The 15,521-nt window shown below is 71.7% G+C and carries 15 protein-coding genes; 8 read left to right on the top strand and 7 right to left on the bottom strand.

Annotation, left to right across the window (positions count from 1 at the left end; all coding sequences use genetic code 11):
• Positions 1-14 precede the first annotated feature (14 nt).
• Genes RAN62_RS21990 through RAN62_RS21970 form a run of 5 tightly spaced genes read left to right on the top strand, consistent with a single transcriptional unit; the run spans position 15 to position 4,463 of the window.
• The gene (locus RAN62_RS21990) at positions 15-1,133 is read left to right on the top strand and encodes a hypothetical protein (RefSeq protein WP_305786601.1); all 1,119 of its coding nucleotides are present in this window, start codon (positions 15-17) and stop codon (positions 1,131-1,133) included.
• Complete coding sequence (locus RAN62_RS21985) at positions 1,133-1,798, top strand: trypsin-like serine peptidase (RefSeq protein WP_305786600.1); 666 nt, start codon at positions 1,133-1,135, stop codon at positions 1,796-1,798. Before RAN62_RS21990 ends, RAN62_RS21985 begins: the two co-directional genes overlap by 1 nt.
• Positions 1,783-3,015, top strand: a complete 1,233-nt coding sequence (locus tag RAN62_RS21980) for a M20/M25/M40 family metallo-hydrolase (protein ID WP_305786599.1) — start codon at positions 1,783-1,785, stop codon at positions 3,013-3,015. Before RAN62_RS21985 ends, RAN62_RS21980 begins: the two co-directional genes overlap by 16 nt.
• Before the next feature lie 60 nt (positions 3,016-3,075).
• Entirely contained in the window at positions 3,076-4,005 is a 930-nt protein-coding gene (locus RAN62_RS21975) for a ParA family protein (RefSeq protein WP_305786598.1), read from the top strand.
• A complete protein-coding gene (locus RAN62_RS21970) occupies positions 4,002-4,463 on the top strand; it encodes a hypothetical protein (protein WP_305786597.1) in 462 nt (153 codons plus the stop codon). Before RAN62_RS21975 ends, RAN62_RS21970 begins: the two co-directional genes overlap by 4 nt.
• Positions 4,464-4,472: 9 nt before the next feature.
• Here the strand turns inward: RAN62_RS21970 and RAN62_RS21965 are convergent, their stop codons facing one another.
• Both RAN62_RS21965 and RAN62_RS21960 read right to left on the bottom strand, forming a co-directional pair.
• Positions 4,473-5,876, bottom strand: coding sequence for an ATP-binding protein (locus RAN62_RS21965; RefSeq protein WP_305786596.1), 1,404 nt, complete (start codon positions 5,874-5,876; stop codon positions 4,473-4,475).
• 63 nt (positions 5,877-5,939) lie between these two features.
• On the bottom strand, positions 5,940-6,824 hold the full coding sequence (locus RAN62_RS21960; RefSeq protein WP_305786595.1) for a sulfite exporter TauE/SafE family protein: 885 nt from the start codon (positions 6,822-6,824) through the stop codon (positions 5,940-5,942).
• Positions 6,825-7,078: 254 nt separating this feature from the next.
• Here RAN62_RS21960 and RAN62_RS21955 point away from each other — a divergent pair, with 254 nt between their 5' ends.
• On the top strand, positions 7,079-8,029 hold the full coding sequence (locus tag RAN62_RS21955; protein ID WP_305786594.1) for a LysR family transcriptional regulator: 951 nt from the start codon (positions 7,079-7,081) through the stop codon (positions 8,027-8,029).
• On the opposite strand, the gene RAN62_RS21950 is transcribed toward RAN62_RS21955, so the two are convergent.
• The 5 genes from RAN62_RS21950 to RAN62_RS21930 all read right to left on the bottom strand — a co-directional run bounded on the left by RAN62_RS21950 (position 8,022) and on the right by RAN62_RS21930 (position 13,805).
• Complete coding sequence (locus RAN62_RS21950) at positions 8,022-9,098, bottom strand: hypothetical protein (RefSeq protein ID WP_305786593.1); 1,077 nt, start codon at positions 9,096-9,098, stop codon at positions 8,022-8,024. The two genes, RAN62_RS21955 and RAN62_RS21950, sit on opposite strands and share 8 nt — an antisense overlap.
• A gap of 104 nt (positions 9,099-9,202) precedes the next feature.
• Positions 9,203-10,687, bottom strand: coding sequence for an arabinosylfuranosidase ArfA (gene arfA / locus RAN62_RS21945; RefSeq protein ID WP_305786592.1), 1,485 nt, complete (start codon positions 10,685-10,687; stop codon positions 9,203-9,205).
• Between the two features lie 2 nt (positions 10,688-10,689).
• The gene (locus tag RAN62_RS21940) at positions 10,690-11,550 is read right to left on the bottom strand and encodes a carbohydrate ABC transporter permease (RefSeq protein WP_305786591.1); all 861 of its coding nucleotides are present in this window, start codon (positions 11,548-11,550) and stop codon (positions 10,690-10,692) included.
• 2 nt (positions 11,551-11,552) lie between these two features.
• Positions 11,553-12,485, bottom strand: coding sequence for a carbohydrate ABC transporter permease (locus RAN62_RS21935; protein WP_305786590.1), 933 nt, complete (start codon positions 12,483-12,485; stop codon positions 11,553-11,555).
• A gap of 15 nt (positions 12,486-12,500) precedes the next feature.
• On the bottom strand, positions 12,501-13,805 hold the full coding sequence (locus RAN62_RS21930) for an extracellular solute-binding protein (protein WP_305786589.1): 1,305 nt from the start codon (positions 13,803-13,805) through the stop codon (positions 12,501-12,503).
• Positions 13,806-13,951: 146 nt separating this feature from the next.
• On the opposite strand from RAN62_RS21930, the gene RAN62_RS21925 reads away from it, so the two are divergent.
• Positions 13,952-14,668, top strand: a complete 717-nt coding sequence (locus RAN62_RS21925; RefSeq protein WP_305786588.1) for a histidine phosphatase family protein — start codon at positions 13,952-13,954, stop codon at positions 14,666-14,668.
• Complete coding sequence (locus RAN62_RS21920) at positions 14,652-15,518, top strand: NAD(P)H-hydrate dehydratase (protein ID WP_305786587.1); 867 nt, start codon at positions 14,652-14,654, stop codon at positions 15,516-15,518. Before RAN62_RS21925 ends, RAN62_RS21920 begins: the two co-directional genes overlap by 17 nt.
• Positions 15,519-15,521: the final 3 nt, after the last annotated feature.

Genomic DNA, 15,521 nt, shown 5'->3' with positions numbered 1-15,521 from the left:
GGAAGGTGTGTGCCATGGCCACCGTTCGTGACACGGAACAGCTCCGGAGCCGGGCCGCCGCGCTGCGGGCGCAGCTCACCGACCTGCTGGGCAGCCGGCTGAGCGCGGACCCGCGCCTGGCCGAGGACATCGACCGCCGGGTCAGCGCCCTGCTCGCCGGGGCCGGCAACGGCACCGCGCCCCCGGCCGACAACGGGCTCGCCGCGCTGGTCGGCATCGGCGAGGAGGCCGTGCCCGATCTGGCCTCCACGCGGCTCGCGGCCGGCGTCGACGAGTACGACGAGACCGTCGAGTCCGAGCGCCTGCTCGCCATCGCCGATCTGTACTACATCTACCAGCACGAGCGGCTCGGCGTGTTCCGGGTGGTCGCCATGCTGCAGAACCTCTTCGAGGCGGGGACGCTGCGGTTGTCGGGCGGGCCGGGGGCGTACGGGCTCTACCGCTTCGACCGGCGCGAGGTGCTGCGCTACACGCTGCGCGACCGGCACGCGGCCTATCAGCGGGCGTTCGGCTTCGGAAACGTACCGCCGCCGGCCGGGGGCCGACCCAACCGTCCCTTCCAGCCGCTGTTCACGAACTTCAACCAGGAGGTCGCGGACTTCTTCCGGGACAAGCGGATCTCGGACGTGATCCGCGAGCGGGCCTTCGACCCGAGCTTCGGGAGCATCGCGGCCGTCCGCCGCTCCGGCCTGGACCTGCGCAACAACCTCAAGTACGCCTCGTACGGCCACATCAGCGTCCTCCGCGTCGAGGTGATGGCGCTGCTCGAGGAGGCCATGAACCTGCTGGCCGCCCCGGACATCCGCGAGCAGTTCGGCGCCCGCACCAACTGGGACGTGATCGAGGAGGTCCTCACCCGGTACATGCGCGAGCCGCTCACCACCTCGCTGCGGCAGCGCATGGCCGTCTCGGGGCGTGAGGTGCTGCGCTGGCTCGCCGACTCGCACGTGCTGCAGAACGACCGGACCCGCTTCGAGGCGCTGCTGCTGCAGATCGCCGAGTTCGCCGAGGAGTGGGTGACCAGCTGGGAGGCCCTGACCGGGGGCGGCTCGCGGCGGCGGCGCCCGCCCGCGCAGCCCTGGGACTACCGGAGCCAGGCCCACACCCTGCCGCAGCGACTGCCGGCCGGCTGATGCACCCCGCGCTCGAAGCGCTCGTCTTCCCTCCGGACGCGCGGCGCCGGGTCACGCCGGCGACAGGCGAGCCCTTCCGGTACGTCTGCCACCTCATGACCGTCTCGGCCGGGCCCGGCGGCGTGCAGCAGCGGCGGGTGGGCACGGGCACCTTGATCGCCCCGGACAAGGTGCTCACCGCGGCCCACCACGTCCGCAACGCGCAGTTCGTGAGCGTGGCTCCGGGCAAGGACGGCGCGAGCGAGCCGTTCGGACACGCCATGGCGAACCGGATCGACATGCCGCGGGAGTTCCTCGACGGCTCGGCCGTGGCGGCGTACGACTTCGCGGTCCTGACCTTGACCCGTCGCCTGGGCGCGGGGCACTGGCGGCACGTCAGCGCCCTGCCCGACCGCGTGCTGAGCAGCAATCCGGTCAGCGTGGCCGGCTATCCGCGCGACCACCTCTACGTGGCCGAGGGCCTGCTGACCGGCGTGCGGCCGGAGCAGCTCGAATACCGCATCGCCACGGAGACCGGCCAGAGCGGCGGCCCGATCTGGCTGACCCACGACGGCCGGCCCACACTGGCCGGCCTCCACCGCGCGGGCATCCCCGGCCGGTTCAACGCGGGCGTCCGCCTGACCTCCCGCAAACTCCTGATGATCCGCTCGTGGGTCCGTTCCTGAGGGCGCTGACCCGCTTCGCCGCGCTGCCCAGCGTGAGCGCCGACCCCCGCCACGCCCCGGACGTCCGCGCCGCCGCCCACTGGCTGGCCGCCCACATGCGCGCCGCCGGCCTGCACACGTCCGTCCTGCCCACCGGCGGCCACCCGGTCGTCCTGGGCCGCCGCCCCGGCCCCGGCCCGGCCGTCCTGCTCTACGGCCACTACGACGTCCAGCCGCCCGGCACCCGGTGGCACTCCCCGCCCTTCGCGCCCCAGCTGCGCGGCCACCGCCTGTACGCCCGCGGCGCCTCCGACGACAAGGGCCCGATCCTCTGCCAGCTCGCCGCCCTGCGTGCCTGCTCGTCCCGGCCGCTCGACGTGACGTGCCTCTACGAGGGGGAGGAGGAGATCGGCAGCCCCCACCTCGCCGGCTTCCTGGCCCGCCACCCGCTGTCCGCCGACATCCTCCTGGTCTCCGACACGATGATGCCGTCGCCGGCCCAGCCCGCGATCGTCCGCTCCCTGCGCGGCGCGGCCACTCTTTCCCTCCGGGTCGACGGCCCGCCAACCGACCTGCACTCCGGCCGCCACGGCGGTCTTGTCCCCAACCCCGCGAACACCCTCTGCGCCCTGATCACGAGCCTCGGCGAACGTTTCCCCTCCGTCGTCCCGTCGCCCGATCAGGCCGCCCGCCGGTCCGCCCTGTCGGTGCACGGCCTGCGCGCCGGCTACACCGGACCCGGCACGAGCAGCATCATCCCGGCCACCGCCCTCGCCCGCCTCGGCCTCCGCGTGGCCCCCGGCCAGGACACCGCCACCGTGGCCGCCCGAGTCGCCGCCTTCCTGGGCCGCGAGCCCACAGCCACCGTGCGGATCACGTCGACCGCCGACCCGATCTCCGTACCGCCCACCACCCCCGGCCTCGCCGCCGCGGCCGCCGCCTGCACGGCCGTCTTCGGCGTACCCCCGGTCTTCCCCCGCTCGGGCGGCACGATCCCCGCCCTGGGCATCCTGCGCCGCACCCTGGGCCTGGACCCGGTGCTCCTCGGCTTCGCCCTGCCCGCCGACAACGCCCACGGCCCGGACGAGAGCCTCCACCTCCCCACCGCCCGCCGCGCCACCGCCACGATCGCGGCCTTCCTGACCCGGCTCGCGGCGCCGGACGCCCGCCCCGCACCGCATCCGCGCCGCTCAGCGCCCTGGCGCGAGGGTTACGGCCGGACGCTGTCGGCTTTCTGATGTGGCACCGGCGGGCCACCCGCTGCCTACGATTCCCGTCCAGTCCTCGGGGGGTCGTGCGTGCCAGTTGTCTCGGTCATGAACTACAAAGGCGGGGTCGGCAAGACGACGCTCACGGCCAATGTCGCCGCGGAGATAGCGAACAACGGCTATCGCGTCCTGATGATCGACCTCGACCCGCAGACCAACCTGACCTTCTCCTTCTTCACCGTCGAGGAGTGGACCACCGAGTTGCGCGAGCGGCGGACGATCAAGCGGTGGTACGACAGCGGACCGTCGAGCGCGGAGCTGGCCCTCGAGGAGCTCGTGGTGACGCCGCCGCGCGTGAACGAGCGCGTCGCCCGCAACGGCGGCCGGCTCGACCTGATCAGCTCGCACCTCGGGCTCATCGACATCGACCTGGAGCTGGCCCTGCAACTCGTCGGCATGACCCCGGCCCAGTCACGGCGCCGCTTCCTGGACGTGCACGGGTGTCTCGCCGAGGCGCTCCGCGCGCCGGCCTTCCGGGCGTACGACATCGTCCTGATCGACTGCGCCCCCAACTTCGGCCTGGTGACCAAGACTGCGATCGTCGCGAGTGACTTCGTGCTCGTACCGGCGAAGCCCGACTACCTGTCCACCATCGGCATCGGCTATCTGCGCAGCAGCGTCGTGAAACTGGTCAAGCGCTACAACGAGTTCGCCGACGAGGACACGCTCGCGCGGCGCATCGACCCGCGCTTCGCCGGGGTCGCCTTCACCATGACGCAGGTCCGCTCCGAGCAGCCGATCATCGCCCAGCGCACCCCGATCGAGAATCTGCGCGAGGCCGGCATCATGCCGATCTTCGGCTCGTCGGTGCGCAACAGTCCCCAGTACTTCGCGGAGTCGGGGGAGAGCGGCGTGCCCGCGATCCTGCGCGGCCCGCTGGACCATCCCGTCAGCCAGGAGATGCGCGCCCTGATCGGCGAGTTCGTCGAGACGGTCGCCGGAGAGAGGGCCCGAGCATGACCATGGATCTGACCAGCACGGTGAAGCTCCTGCACCGGGTCTTCGAGTTCCTGGCGAGCCGGTCCGCGGCCCAGCTGACCGACCTGGCCACGGGCCGCGCCACCCTGGACCTCGCCGCCGTCACCGACGGCTCGCCTGGGCAGGATGTCGCCGCCGATTCACCTGCGAAGGATGTCGGCGCCGGCTCATCCGCGAAGAATCCACTTGTCGGGGCACAGGGCGACTACTCGGCGATCATCGCGGAGCTGCGCGGGCAGCCGTCCGTCGCCGACGGCGCCGCGTACCTCAACAAGCTGCAGCTCAACGGCAGGAAGGCCACCAAGGCCGACCTGATCGCCCTCGCCGCCGCCGCGGGCCTGACCCTCCCGCCCGCCACTCTCAAGTCCGACGCGGTCCGCAAGCTGGTCGAGCACGCCATCGGCACCCACCGCAAGTACGCCGGCCTGAGCTCCTGGTGACCGCGCGCCCTACCGCACCCAGGCGGCGAGCAGATCGTCCGGTCCGAAGGCCGCGTCGAGCCCCCGAGCCGTCACCCCGCTGCGGCTGATCGCCAGCAACGGCACCGGATCGTCGGTGAGCGCGGCCCGATGCCGTTGCAGCGCAAGCAGATCGTGGTCGTCGAACGTCGAGCTCTCCAGCCACTTGATCGAGCCGAGAAAGAGCAGCTCCCGCGCGACCGGCTCTCGGTCGGCGCCGACCACGTCGATCTCGATGCTGTTGGAGCGCGTCCAGTAGGCGCCCACGGCGGCCGCGGCGGTGATGCCCTGCGCCGGCAGCAGGCGGGCGAGCGACTCCCGCAGCAGCGGCTCGATCGCCCGCCCCCGCCAGCTCGTCCAGCTCGCACGCAGCCGGGCCAGGGTGAGGTCGCCGCGCATCCGCTCGATCTCCGGCAGGTACGGGCCCACGAACGTCAGCCAGAACCTCAGGTAAGGATCGGTGACCCGGTAGCGGCGCTCCTTCGACGGCGTGCGGGACAGCGGCAGCTCCGCGGCGACGAGCCGCTTGGCCGTCAGCGTCTCGAGCGCCCGGTTCAAGGTGGCGTGGGAGATGCCCGCGGCCCGGGCGGTGTTGGTGAAGGTGCGCTCGCCGCTGCCGATGGCCGAGAGCACCGTCCGGGCCTGCGCGGCGGTCGGGAACTCGGCGGCGAGGGAGCGCTCGGCGGAGACCAGCAGCGGCGACACCGGGTTGCGTAGTTCGGTGCCGAGGAAGTCGAGGAGGCCGGCGCCTCGCGGCCAGGCGGCACAGATGAGGGGCAGTCCGCCGGTGACCAGCGCGGCGTCGAACGCCTCGGCCGGCGCGAGGCCGAGCATCTCGCCCACCTCGGCCGGGTTGAGCGGGCCGAGCACCATCTCGGTGCCGCGCTGGTGGAACGGCCGCCCATAGGTGTTCAGCGCTTCCATCATGGACAGATCGGAGCCGATGAGGACGAGCAGGACCGGCTTGCGGCTGAGCTCGCGGTCCCAGGCGCGCTGCAGCATGCCCTCGAAGGCCTCGACCTGCTCGACCAGATAGGGCACCTCGTCGAGCACGACAATGCTGGGCCGGTCGTCGGGCAGGATGCCGGCGAGCTGACGCAGGGCGGCACTCCAGTTGCCGGGCGTCGCCTCGGCGAAGATCTCCCGCTCGGGCAGCGTCGAGCCGCTCACCGCGTCGAGGAAGGCCGGCAGCTCCACGGCGTCGGGCGCACCTGACGCGGTGAAGAAGACCGCCGGCGCGTCCGCCCGGTCGACCAGGGCCTCGACGAGGCTCGACTTGCCGATCCGGCGGCGCCCGCGGATCAGGACGCAGCGGCCCGGCTTGGCGTCGCCCATGCTCTTACGCACCTGAGTGAGCAGGCTGTCGAGCGAGGCCAGCTCATGCCTCCGCCCCACGAACACGGCTGCCTCCAGCTCCCATCCCAGATAGTCTCGCTGAAGATACTATCACCGATGTTACTATCTCGCGTGAGCGTGTTCCGGGAGCCGCTGTTCGGGCGCCCGATGGGTGTGCTGCCACAGGGCCAGGCCCACCGCCACCACGATCGCCGCCGCGACGACGAGGCCGACGGCCGTCGTCGGGACGTCGAGGAGCTTGAGCGAGCTGGCCAGCAGCACGATCACCAGCGCCGCCCGGACGATGCCGCCCGGCGCGCGGGAGGAGATGCGGGAGCCGATCAGCACGCCCGGGATCGAGCCCAGCAGCACCGCGCCGGCCAGGTCGAGCTGCAGGTCGCCGAAGAGGGCGTGGCCGGCGGCGGCCGACAGGACCAGGGGGATGGCCTGGACGAGGTCGGTGCCGACGAGGTCGTTGGCGCGCAGCGTCGGATAGAGGGCGAGCAGGGCGACGATGATCAGTGAGCCGGAGCCGACGCTGGTCATGCCGACGATGACGCCGCCGGCCGCGCCGATGAGCAGGGTCGGGAGGGGGCGCACGGCGATCGGCTCGCCGGAGGCGGGGCGGCCGCGGCCGACCCAGGCCTTGAGGAGCAGGCCGGCCGCGGCGAGCAGGAGGGCGACGCCGAGCGAGATCTTGATGATGTGCTGGACCGTCTCGTCGTCGCCGAGGGCGCGCAGGATCAGGACGCCGGCGAAGGCGCTGGGGACGCTGCCCGCGCAGAGCCAGGCGACGAGGCGCCAGTTGACCGTGCCGCGCCGGGCGTGCACCCAGCCGCCGAAGGGTTTCATGACGGCGCTGGCCGCGAGGTCGCTGGAGACGGCGGCGACCGGGGGGATGCCGAAGAGCAGCACCAGGACGGGGGTCATGAGGGCGCCGCCGCCCATGCCGGTGAGGCCGACGACGATGCCGACACCGAGGCCGGCGAGCGCCAGGGTGAGATCCATCCCGGAAGTCTCCGCGACGGTTCCCCCTTTGTCTACCAACCGGGTCGAGTTGGTGGACTTTTACTCGATGAGGTGAGCGTTCACCTTCGGGGTGCCCGGGCGGGCGCGGGGGAGCGGCGGCGGCGGGTTGTGACCGCTAACAGCGGGGACACAGGAAGATCATTGCTGGAGGGTTACGTATTGACTACCAGAGTGTTAGCGATAACACTCCGGAGGACGCATCGACTGAAGGTGATCCTCGGGAGGGTGTCATGGTGGTCAGCTCGTTGCCCTCCGCGGCCCACGGTGGCCGGATCGAGCTGCGGCAGCTCAGATACTTCGTGACGCTGGCCGAGGAGCTCCACTTCGGCCGCGCCGCCGCCCGCGAGCACATCGTCCCCTCCGCGCTCACCGCGCAGGTGCAGCGGCTCGAGCGGGCCGTCGGCGTCCAGCTCGTCGAGCGTACGACCCGGCATGTCGCGCTGACCGGCGCCGGCCGCCGGTTCCTCGTCGAGGCGCGGCAGATCCTCGACCACGTCGAGCGGGCCGCGGAACAGGCTCGGGGCACGGCGGCGCCGACGCTGCGGCTGGGTCTGCTCGACGAGGGGTACGGCGCGATCCGTCCCGTGCTGCGCATGGTGCAGGCGCTCTTCCCCGAGGTCGAGGTGCACCAGGTGCAGGTGGGCGTGCCCGAGCAGTGCCGGATGCTCGCCGACGGCCGGCTCGATGTGGGGGTGGGGCGGCTCAGCACCGGGACGGCGGGGATCGCCGCCGAGGTGTTCCGGCAGGATCCGCTGGGTGTGCTGGTGCCGGCCGGGCACCCGTACGCCGCCCTCGCGCAGGTCCCGGTCGCCGCCCTGCGCGACGAGACGCTGCTGCTGGCCGACGACGACGTGGCGCCGGAGTTCAACTCCTACGTCGCGGAGCTGTGCCGGGCGGCGGGTTTCTTCCCGTCGAGCTTCCCGGGCACGGTCCAGACCCTGCGCGCCGCCGTCGATCTCGTCGCGCAGAAGAAGTGCGTGATGTGCGTCCCCGCCTCGGCCGCCGGCTGGCCGGACGATGTCTGCTGGCGCCCGCTCGGCCCGGTCGCCCCGCGCTATCCGTGGTCGCTGTTGTGGCGCGAGCACGAGCCGTCCGCCCAGGTCCGCGCGCTCATCGCGACGGCGCGCCGCCTGGCCACCGAACGGGAGTGGACCGGCAGCGCGCCGCACGAAGAAGTCAGCTGATCGAAGGGGGCAGGCGCCACAGGGCGACATCGCTCTCCGGCCCGGCGGTGAGCCAGGTTCCGTCGCCGAAGCCGATGAGCCGCGGGCCCGCAGCGCCGGGGTAGCGCACCTGCCCCCGCACCACGCCGTCGACCACGTCGATCAGCCAGTGCCGGATGTCGTCCTCGGCATGCCCGTGCCGGGAGGTGCTCGCTACGTAGGTCCGGTCGTCGAGCGGCGCGACGTAGTAGTCCCAGCCGTTCTCCGGGCCGCTGCCCGGCAGATCCGCGGACGCCAGCTCGGCGGTGACACCCAGGTCGGTCAGCCGGTGCACCCGCAGGTCCGTCGGGCCTCCGTGGCGCACGGTCAGCACGTGGTCCGGCCCGAGGGCAACGAGGATCCGGTCGCGGTCATCGAAGCTCACCGTCTCCAGCCCGTCCTCCCGCAGCCGGCCGACCAGCACCACCGAGCCGTCCTGGCCCTCACCGATGTCCAGGCCCATCACGGCGGGATCGAGGTGGGGCAGGTGGTCCGAGCCGGCGCCCCACGACTCCGTGCCGGTCCGCGCCAGCACGGAGCCGTCGGCCGCGGCGAAGACCACCCACTGCTCGGTGCTGTCGTCGTCCGCCGGAGGCGGGCCGGGCGGGGCCGGAGCGTCCAGCAGGTCGCCGCGTACGTGCGCCCACACCGTGCGCCCGTCGGCCGCGAAAGCCGCCGAGCCGCTGTCCGGGCTGCGGTGGTACAGGTCGTCGGCGTACTCGTCCGCGGATTCGTGGGTCTCGCCGCAGACCCGGCAGGGGTGGCGTGCCGTCCACACCGCCGTGCCGTTCGCCGCGACCGCGTGCACCGCCGTCAGGCCCGGCCACACGGCCAGGGAGAGATCCGGGGCCACCGCCGGGTCGCCGGTGGGCTCGCCCGGCTGGGGGAACGTGGCCAGCGGCCCGGCGGCGGCCCGGTCCACGTCGAAGACCGCGACCGCGGCTCCCACGCCGGCCACGATCAGCCGCCGTCCGGGGACACGCGGCGTCAGGGCGCTGACGTAGCCGACCGGGAGCCGGAACGACGCGACCCGGACCGCATCGATGATCATCCGCGCATCATGCCGCATCCGCCGCCGTGTCCGGCACCAGGGGAAGGAGTCCGGAACGACGGCGGTCCCGCACCTGGCAGGCGCGGGACCGCTGGGACCAGGGGTCAGCTGATCCGGATCATGTTCCAGGACAGCGGCGGCAGCACGGCCGACAGCCGGCCCCCGTCGATCTTCGGCTCGTCCAGCAGCCGGGGCGCCACCCGATCGGGCGCCGCGGCGGTGTTGACCGCGTCCGGGTCGGCGTCGGCCAGAGCGGTGTGCGTGGCCGACGTGACGCCCGGCAGCGACCGCAGGTCCACGGCGAGGTCGAGCGGCTCCTCCAGCGACCGGTTGACCGCGAAGATCACGATCTCGTCGGCGTCGGTGTGCACGGCCACCGCGTCCAGCACCGGCACGTCACCGTAGAGCGCCGTGGACACCGTCGGGGCGGAGGGGATCACCTGCAGCGCCGTGCCCTGCCCGTACTGCGCGGTCAGGGCGAAGGGGTGGAAGGACGCCTGCTTCCACACCGCCCCGCCCGGCTCGGTCATGATCGGCGCGATGACGTTGACCAGCTGGGCCAGGCACCCGATCTTCACCCGGTCGGCGTGCCGGAGCAGCGAGATCAGCAGGTTGCCGACCACCACCGCGTCGGTCACCGAGTAGACGTCCTCGATCAGCCGCGGGGTCTGCTCCACGTCGAGGTTGGTCTCGCCGACGAACCGGCTCTGGTACCACACGTTCCACTCGTCGAAGGAGACGTGGATCCGCTTGGACTGCCGCTTGACCGCCCGTACGTGATCCGCGGTCGCCACCACCTCCTCGATGAAGGCGTCCATGTCGGTCGCCACCGCGAGGAAGCTGGCCCGGTCGTCGCCGTGCTGCTGGTAGTAGGCGTGCGCGGAGATGTAGTCGACCGCCTCGTACGCCTCCTTGAGCACCGTCGCCTCCCACGAGCCGAACGTCGGCATCGCGCGGTTGGAGCTGCCGCACGCCACGAGCTCGATCGACGGGTCGACCTGGCGCATGGACTTGGCGGTCTCGACGGCGATCCGGGCGTACTCCTCGGCGGTCTTGTGCCCGGTCTGCCAGGGACCGTCCATCTCGTTGCCGAGACACCACACCTTGATCCCGTACGGATCCCCGCCGCGCAGGTCGGACCAGTACGTCCCGCCCGGCAGGTTGCAGTACTCGACCAGGTCACGAGCGGCCTCGAGCCCCCGCGTGCCCAGGTTGACCGCCATCATCGGGTCGACGCCGACCGAGCGGGCCCACGTCACGAACTCGCCGACGCCGACCTCGTTGGTCTCCAGGGAGCGCCACGCCAGGTCGAGCCGCCGGGGGCGATCCGTGACGGGCCCGATGCCGTCCTCCCACTTGTAGTTGGAGACGAAGTTGCCCCCGGGGTAGCGCACGATCGGCACCCCGAGCTCCCGCACGAGCCCCGCCACGTCCTGCCGGAACCCGTCGCCGTTCGCGGACGGGTGACCCGGCTCGTAGATCCCGGTGTAGACGCAGCGTCCCATGTGCTCGACGAACGAGCCGTAGAGGCGCGGGTCCACCGTCCCGATCGTGTACGCGGGGTCGACGGTCAGGGAAGCGTTGAGCATTCTCATCCTTTCAGGCCGCTGCCGGCGATGCCTTCGACGATATTGCGCTGGAAGAGCAGGAACACGGCGACGAGCGGGATCGCGCCGAGGATCGCGGACGCCATGGTGTCGGCGTACCGGATGCCGAACGTGCCCTGCACGGTGGCGAGCCCGACCGGGATCGTCATGGTGTCGGGGTTGCTCAGCACGAGCAGCGGCCACAGCAGGTCGTTCCACGAGGTGACGAACGCGAAGATGGCGACCGCGGAGACCGCCGGCCGGGCCAGCGGCATGATGATCCGCCGATAGATCCGCAGCCAGCCGGCGCCGTCCATGCGGGCGACCTCCTCCAGCTCGCGGGGCAGGCCGTCGAAGAACTGCTTGAAGATGAAGACGGCCACGGCGGTGGGGATCTGCGGCAGGCTGACCGCCCAGAAGGTGTTGAGCAGGCCGAGCGAGTCCATCTCGCGGAACTGCGGGACGATCAGCACCTGGCTCGGGATCATGATGCCCGCGAGCACGAACCAGAACACGACGTTGCTGTAGCGGAACTTGATGCGGGACAGCGCGAAGGCCGCGAGGCTGGCCAGCAGCACCGTGCCGACGGCGGTCAGCGTGGAGATGAAGATGCTGGCGCCGAACCACTGGACGATGTCGGTGTCGCGCAGGATCCGGCCGAAGGCCGCCACCGTCGGGTCGTTGATCGCCCACGTGGTGTTGACCGTCTCGGCGTTCGGCTTGAGCGCGGTGTCCACCGCCCACAGCAACGGTACGAGCCACAGCAGCGCGAAGGCGATGAGCACGCCGGCGCAGATGCGGTTGAAGAGTTTCGTGCGCGTGGCCACGGTCATGGCCGAGGCGGGGGGCCGCGTCGCGATGCTCATGGTCACACCCCCTTTTCCTGGCGGCGGACGATGGTGAACCAGACCGCGGAGACGGCCAGGACGACGAGGAAGAAGAGCATCGAGACGGCGGACGCGTAGCCGATGCGGAAGTTCGTGAAGCCCGAGTCGTAGACGTACTGCAGGATCGAGCGGGTCGCGAAGTCGGGCCCGCCGGAGGTCATGATGTACATCTGGTCGAAGACTTTGAGCGACGCGATGACCTGCAGCACGCAGACGAGCGTGGTGGTGCGCCCGAGCAGCGGCAGCGTGATCGACCTGATCTGCTGCCACGGCGAGGCCCCGTCGATCGCCGACGCCTCGTAGAGGTCGCGCGGGATCTCCTGCAGGCCGGCGAGATAGAGCACGAAGTTGAAGCCGAGCGTCCACCACAGTGTGGTGATGGCCAGCGACGGCATGGCCCACGAGGGGTCGCCCAGCCAGTTCGGCGCGGTGATCCCGATCTTGCCCAGGCTGACCTCGATCAGGCCCAGCCCCGGCGTGTAGAGGAACATCCAGATCAAGGCCACAACGGCCGACGGCAGGATGTACGGGGCGAAGAACGCGAGCCGGAAGAACCAGCGCCCGTGCTTGACCCGGTCGGCCAGCAGTGCGAGCGCCAGCGCCAGCACGATGAGCGGCGGCGTCGTCAGGATCGTGAACCACAGCGTGTGCCACAGCGACGACCAGAAGTCGCCGCTCTGCAGCGCCTCGGTGTAGTTGCCCAGCCCGGCGAAGCTGGACAGGCCCGGCTTGACGAGGCTGGTGTCGAAGAAGCTCATCAGCAGCCCGTAGAGGCCGGGCCCGATGATGAACAGCAGGTACACCAGCAGGAACGGCGCCAGGAAGCCCGCGGCGGGCAGACCGTACCCGCGCTTCTTCTCGGCGACAGGCTCCTCGGCGGACGGCGTACGGACGGCTGTCTCGGTGGTGGTCATGGGTGCACCTCCTTCTCAGACGGGCGAGGCGGTCTTGGCGAGCCGGTCGAGGTTGTCGCGCATCTGCGCGATCGCGGCGGCGGGGGACTCCCGCCCGGCGAGGACGTTGCCGATGGCCGCGCTGCAGACGATCTCGAAGTTGGAGCCGGAGCCGGAGTACCAGCCCTCCGGGTCGTAGGTGGCGCCGTCGACGGCGGCCGCGTAGTTGGACTGCGGCGTCAGCGCCTTGTACTCGGCGCTGTCGAGGAACGGCTTCCACGCGGGCACGTGCCCGCCCTCGGCCCAGGTCTTGCTCTGGTCCAGCAGCGTCTTGATGAAGTCGAGCGAGCGGTCCAGCCCGGCCTGGTCCCGGTTGGGCTGCTTGGGGATGACCAGCGTGTGCGAGTCGGCCTGCACCGCGTACGTCCCCCCGCCGAACACATTGGGGAACAGCGTCATCGAGAAGGGCGTCTTCGCCGTCTGGAACGTCGAGATCTCCCACTCGCCCTGGAAGTAGAACCCCGCCTGGCCGCTGGCGAACATCGCGATCGCGCCCTGGTAGTCCACGCTGCCCGGCATCAGCCCGCCGCTGGTGAGCTTCTGCATGAACGTGAACACCTGGGCCGCCGCGTCGTCGTCGATGACCACCTTGGTGCCCTCGTCGGCGAGCACCTGGCCGCCCAGTTGCGCGTACAGGGACTGGAAGATGCGCCACGGGCTGGCGACGTCGCCGTCGATCGCGACGACCCCGCCGTACCCCTTGGTCACGGCCTTGACCTTGGTCAGGGCGTCGATGAACTTCTCCTGGGTGTCCAGCGGCGCGAGGGTCCCGTCGGCGGCCAGCAGGCCGGCCTTCTGGCAGATCTCGGTGTTGTAGAACATGACGAACGGGTGCGTGTCGATCGGGATGGCGTAGGCCCTACCGTCGACCAGCCCGGCCTCCCACGGCCGCTGGGAGAACATGTCCGGCGTCATGCCGTGCCGGGCCAGGTCCTCCGGGTGCAGCTCCTCGAGCAGCCCGGCCGTGATCATCGTTTTCGCCCGGGTCAAGTGGGCGACCGCGACGTCCGGCGGCTTCTGGCCGAGCGTGGCGAGGGACAGCTTCGTGTAATAGGGGTTGCCCCAGGCGAGCGTCACGGCGCTCAGATCGGTCCCGGGGTGCGAGGCGCGGTAGGCGTCGAGCATCTGCGTCATGCGCAGGCCGTCGCCACCGCCGAAGAGATTCCAGAAGTCCACGGAGCCGCCCGCGTCGCGTCCGGGGGTGAAGCCGGCGCACCCGGTCAGCCCGAGGGCCGCAGCAGCGGCGGAACCGCCCAGCAGGGCGCGTCGGGTGAGGGCCATGCCGTGAGCCTGCCGTCCGGCCGCGGGACCGGTCCAGAGCCCGGCGTTCGCCAGTCAAGAACGACCGCCACCGAAACAGGAATGATCGACTTCTCCCGGCGCCGGGGCTGGCGTAGCGGCCGATCAACAGGGTAAAGGCGTTGGTCATGGAGGAGTTGCGGTGGCTGGCTGTCGTCCGGCACGGGCAGAGCACGGGCAATGTGATCGCGCAGGACGCCGAGACGAGCGGCCTGGAGATCATCGACATCCCGGAGCGTGACGCGGACGTCCCGTTGTCGGACGCGGGGCGGGAACAGGCGCGGGCCGTCGCCGCGTGGCTCGCGGACAACCGGCCGGATCTCGCCGTGGTGTCCCCCTATCTGCGGACCCGGCAGACCGCGGAGCTCGCCCTCGCGGGCAGCGGCGTCCCGATGGTCGTCGACGAGCGGCTGCGCGACCGCGAGCTGGGCATTCTCGACCTGATGACCGGCCGGGGCGTGCAGTCCCGGCTGCCGGACGAGTACGCCCGGCGGGCCCGGCTCGGCAAGTTCTACTACCGTCCGCCCGGCGGCGAGTCGTGGGCCGACGTGCTGCTGCGGCTGCGCGCCCTGCTGCGGGAGCTGCGCGAGGACCACCCCGGCGGCCGGATCGTGCTCTTCGGTCACGAGGCGATCGTGCTGCTGGTGCGCTATCTCGCCGAGCACCTCAGCGAGGAGGAGCTCATGACGGTCGCGCACGCCACCACGATCGCCAACTGCTCGATCAGCACGTGGGAGCGGCGCGGCGATGAGCTCGGGCCGGTCCTGTTCAACGACGTGGCGCACATCAAGGACGAGGGCGCCCCGCACACCAGGCAGGAGGACGTCGATGCCGAACCGGCGTGAGGAACAGGTCATCACCCCGGCCGTGCTGCGCCGGTGGCCGCTGCCCGACCCGGCGGGCGACAAGACCAGCCGGGGGACCGTCCTGGTCGTCGGCGGCTCCCGGTTCACCCCGGGCGCGGTGCTGCTGGCCGGCGAGTCCGCGATGCGCGCCGGGGCGGGACGCCTCCAGCTGGCCGTGGTCGAGTCGACCGCCGCCGCCCTGAGCATCACCGTGCCCGAGGCCAAGGTCGTCGGGTTGCCCGAGACCGGGCGCGGGTCCGTCTCCGGTGACGCGCCGGAGCACCTGCTCGAGCTGGCGGTCAAGGCCGACGTGCTCGCCATCGGCCCTGGCCTCGACGACGTCGACGAGACCCTGCGGCTGATGCACCAGCTGCTCGACGCGGCCGGCTCGTCGTCGGTGGTGCTCGACGCCTATGCGCTGGGTGCCCTCAGCAAGGAGCCCAAGCTGCTCGCGGGGCGGGACCTCAAGGTCGTGCTGACCCCGAACGTCACCGAGGCCGAGATCCTGCTGGGCCGGGAGCCGGGCGACGACCTGGCCGCGGTCGCCGCCGAGCTGGCGTCCGCCTACGGCGCCACCGTTTCCCTGTACGGCCACATCGCCGGCCCCGACGGCCAGGCGTGGCGCGAGGAGAGCGGCGACGCCGGGCTGGGCACCTCGGGCAGCGGCGACGTCCGGGCGGGGATCGTCGCGGGTCTGCTGGCCCGTAAGGCCGAGCCGGCCCAGGCCGCGTGCTGGGCGGCGTACGCCCACGCGGTCGCCGGGCAGCGCCTGGCCCCGCGCTACGGGCGCATCGGCTTCCTGGCCCGCGAGTTGGTGGATGAAGTGGCATTCACGATTGCCACTGTGTAAACC

The sequence above is a fragment of the Symbioplanes lichenis genome, assembly GCF_030709675.1.
In the GTDB taxonomy this organism is placed as follows: domain Bacteria; phylum Actinomycetota; class Actinomycetes; order Mycobacteriales; family Micromonosporaceae; genus Actinoplanes; species Actinoplanes lichenis.
Note: the sequence above shows the minus strand (reverse complement) of the source record. Positions and strands in the feature narration are given on the sequence as shown.

Excerpts from the sequence above, each read along its gene's own strand:
- RAN62_RS21990 (WP_305786601.1), top strand. The coding sequence starts at position 15 with ATGGCCACCGTTCGTGACACGGAACAGCTCCGGAGCCGGGCCGCCGCG.
- RAN62_RS21985 (WP_305786600.1), top strand. The coding sequence starts at position 1,133 with ATGCACCCCGCGCTCGAAGCGCTCGTCTTCCCTCCGGACGCGCGGCGC.
- RAN62_RS21970 (WP_305786597.1), top strand. The coding sequence starts at position 4,002 with ATGACCATGGATCTGACCAGCACGGTGAAGCTCCTGCACCGGGTCTTC.
- RAN62_RS21960 (WP_305786595.1), bottom strand. The coding sequence starts at position 6,824 with ATGGATCTCACCCTGGCGCTCGCCGGCCTCGGTGTCGGCATCGTCGTC.
- RAN62_RS21950 (WP_305786593.1), bottom strand. The coding sequence starts at position 9,098 with ATGATCATCGATGCGGTCCGGGTCGCGTCGTTCCGGCTCCCGGTCGGC.
- arfA (WP_305786592.1), bottom strand. The coding sequence starts at position 10,687 with ATGCTCAACGCTTCCCTGACCGTCGACCCCGCGTACACGATCGGGACG.
- RAN62_RS21940 (WP_305786591.1), bottom strand. The coding sequence starts at position 11,550 with ATGAGCATCGCGACGCGGCCCCCCGCCTCGGCCATGACCGTGGCCACG.
- RAN62_RS21935 (WP_305786590.1), bottom strand. The coding sequence starts at position 12,485 with ATGACCACCACCGAGACAGCCGTCCGTACGCCGTCCGCCGAGGAGCCT.
- RAN62_RS21930 (WP_305786589.1), bottom strand. The coding sequence starts at position 13,805 with ATGGCCCTCACCCGACGCGCCCTGCTGGGCGGTTCCGCCGCTGCTGCG.
- RAN62_RS21925 (WP_305786588.1), top strand. The coding sequence starts at position 13,952 with ATGGAGGAGTTGCGGTGGCTGGCTGTCGTCCGGCACGGGCAGAGCACG.
- RAN62_RS21920 (WP_305786587.1), top strand. The coding sequence starts at position 14,652 with ATGCCGAACCGGCGTGAGGAACAGGTCATCACCCCGGCCGTGCTGCGC.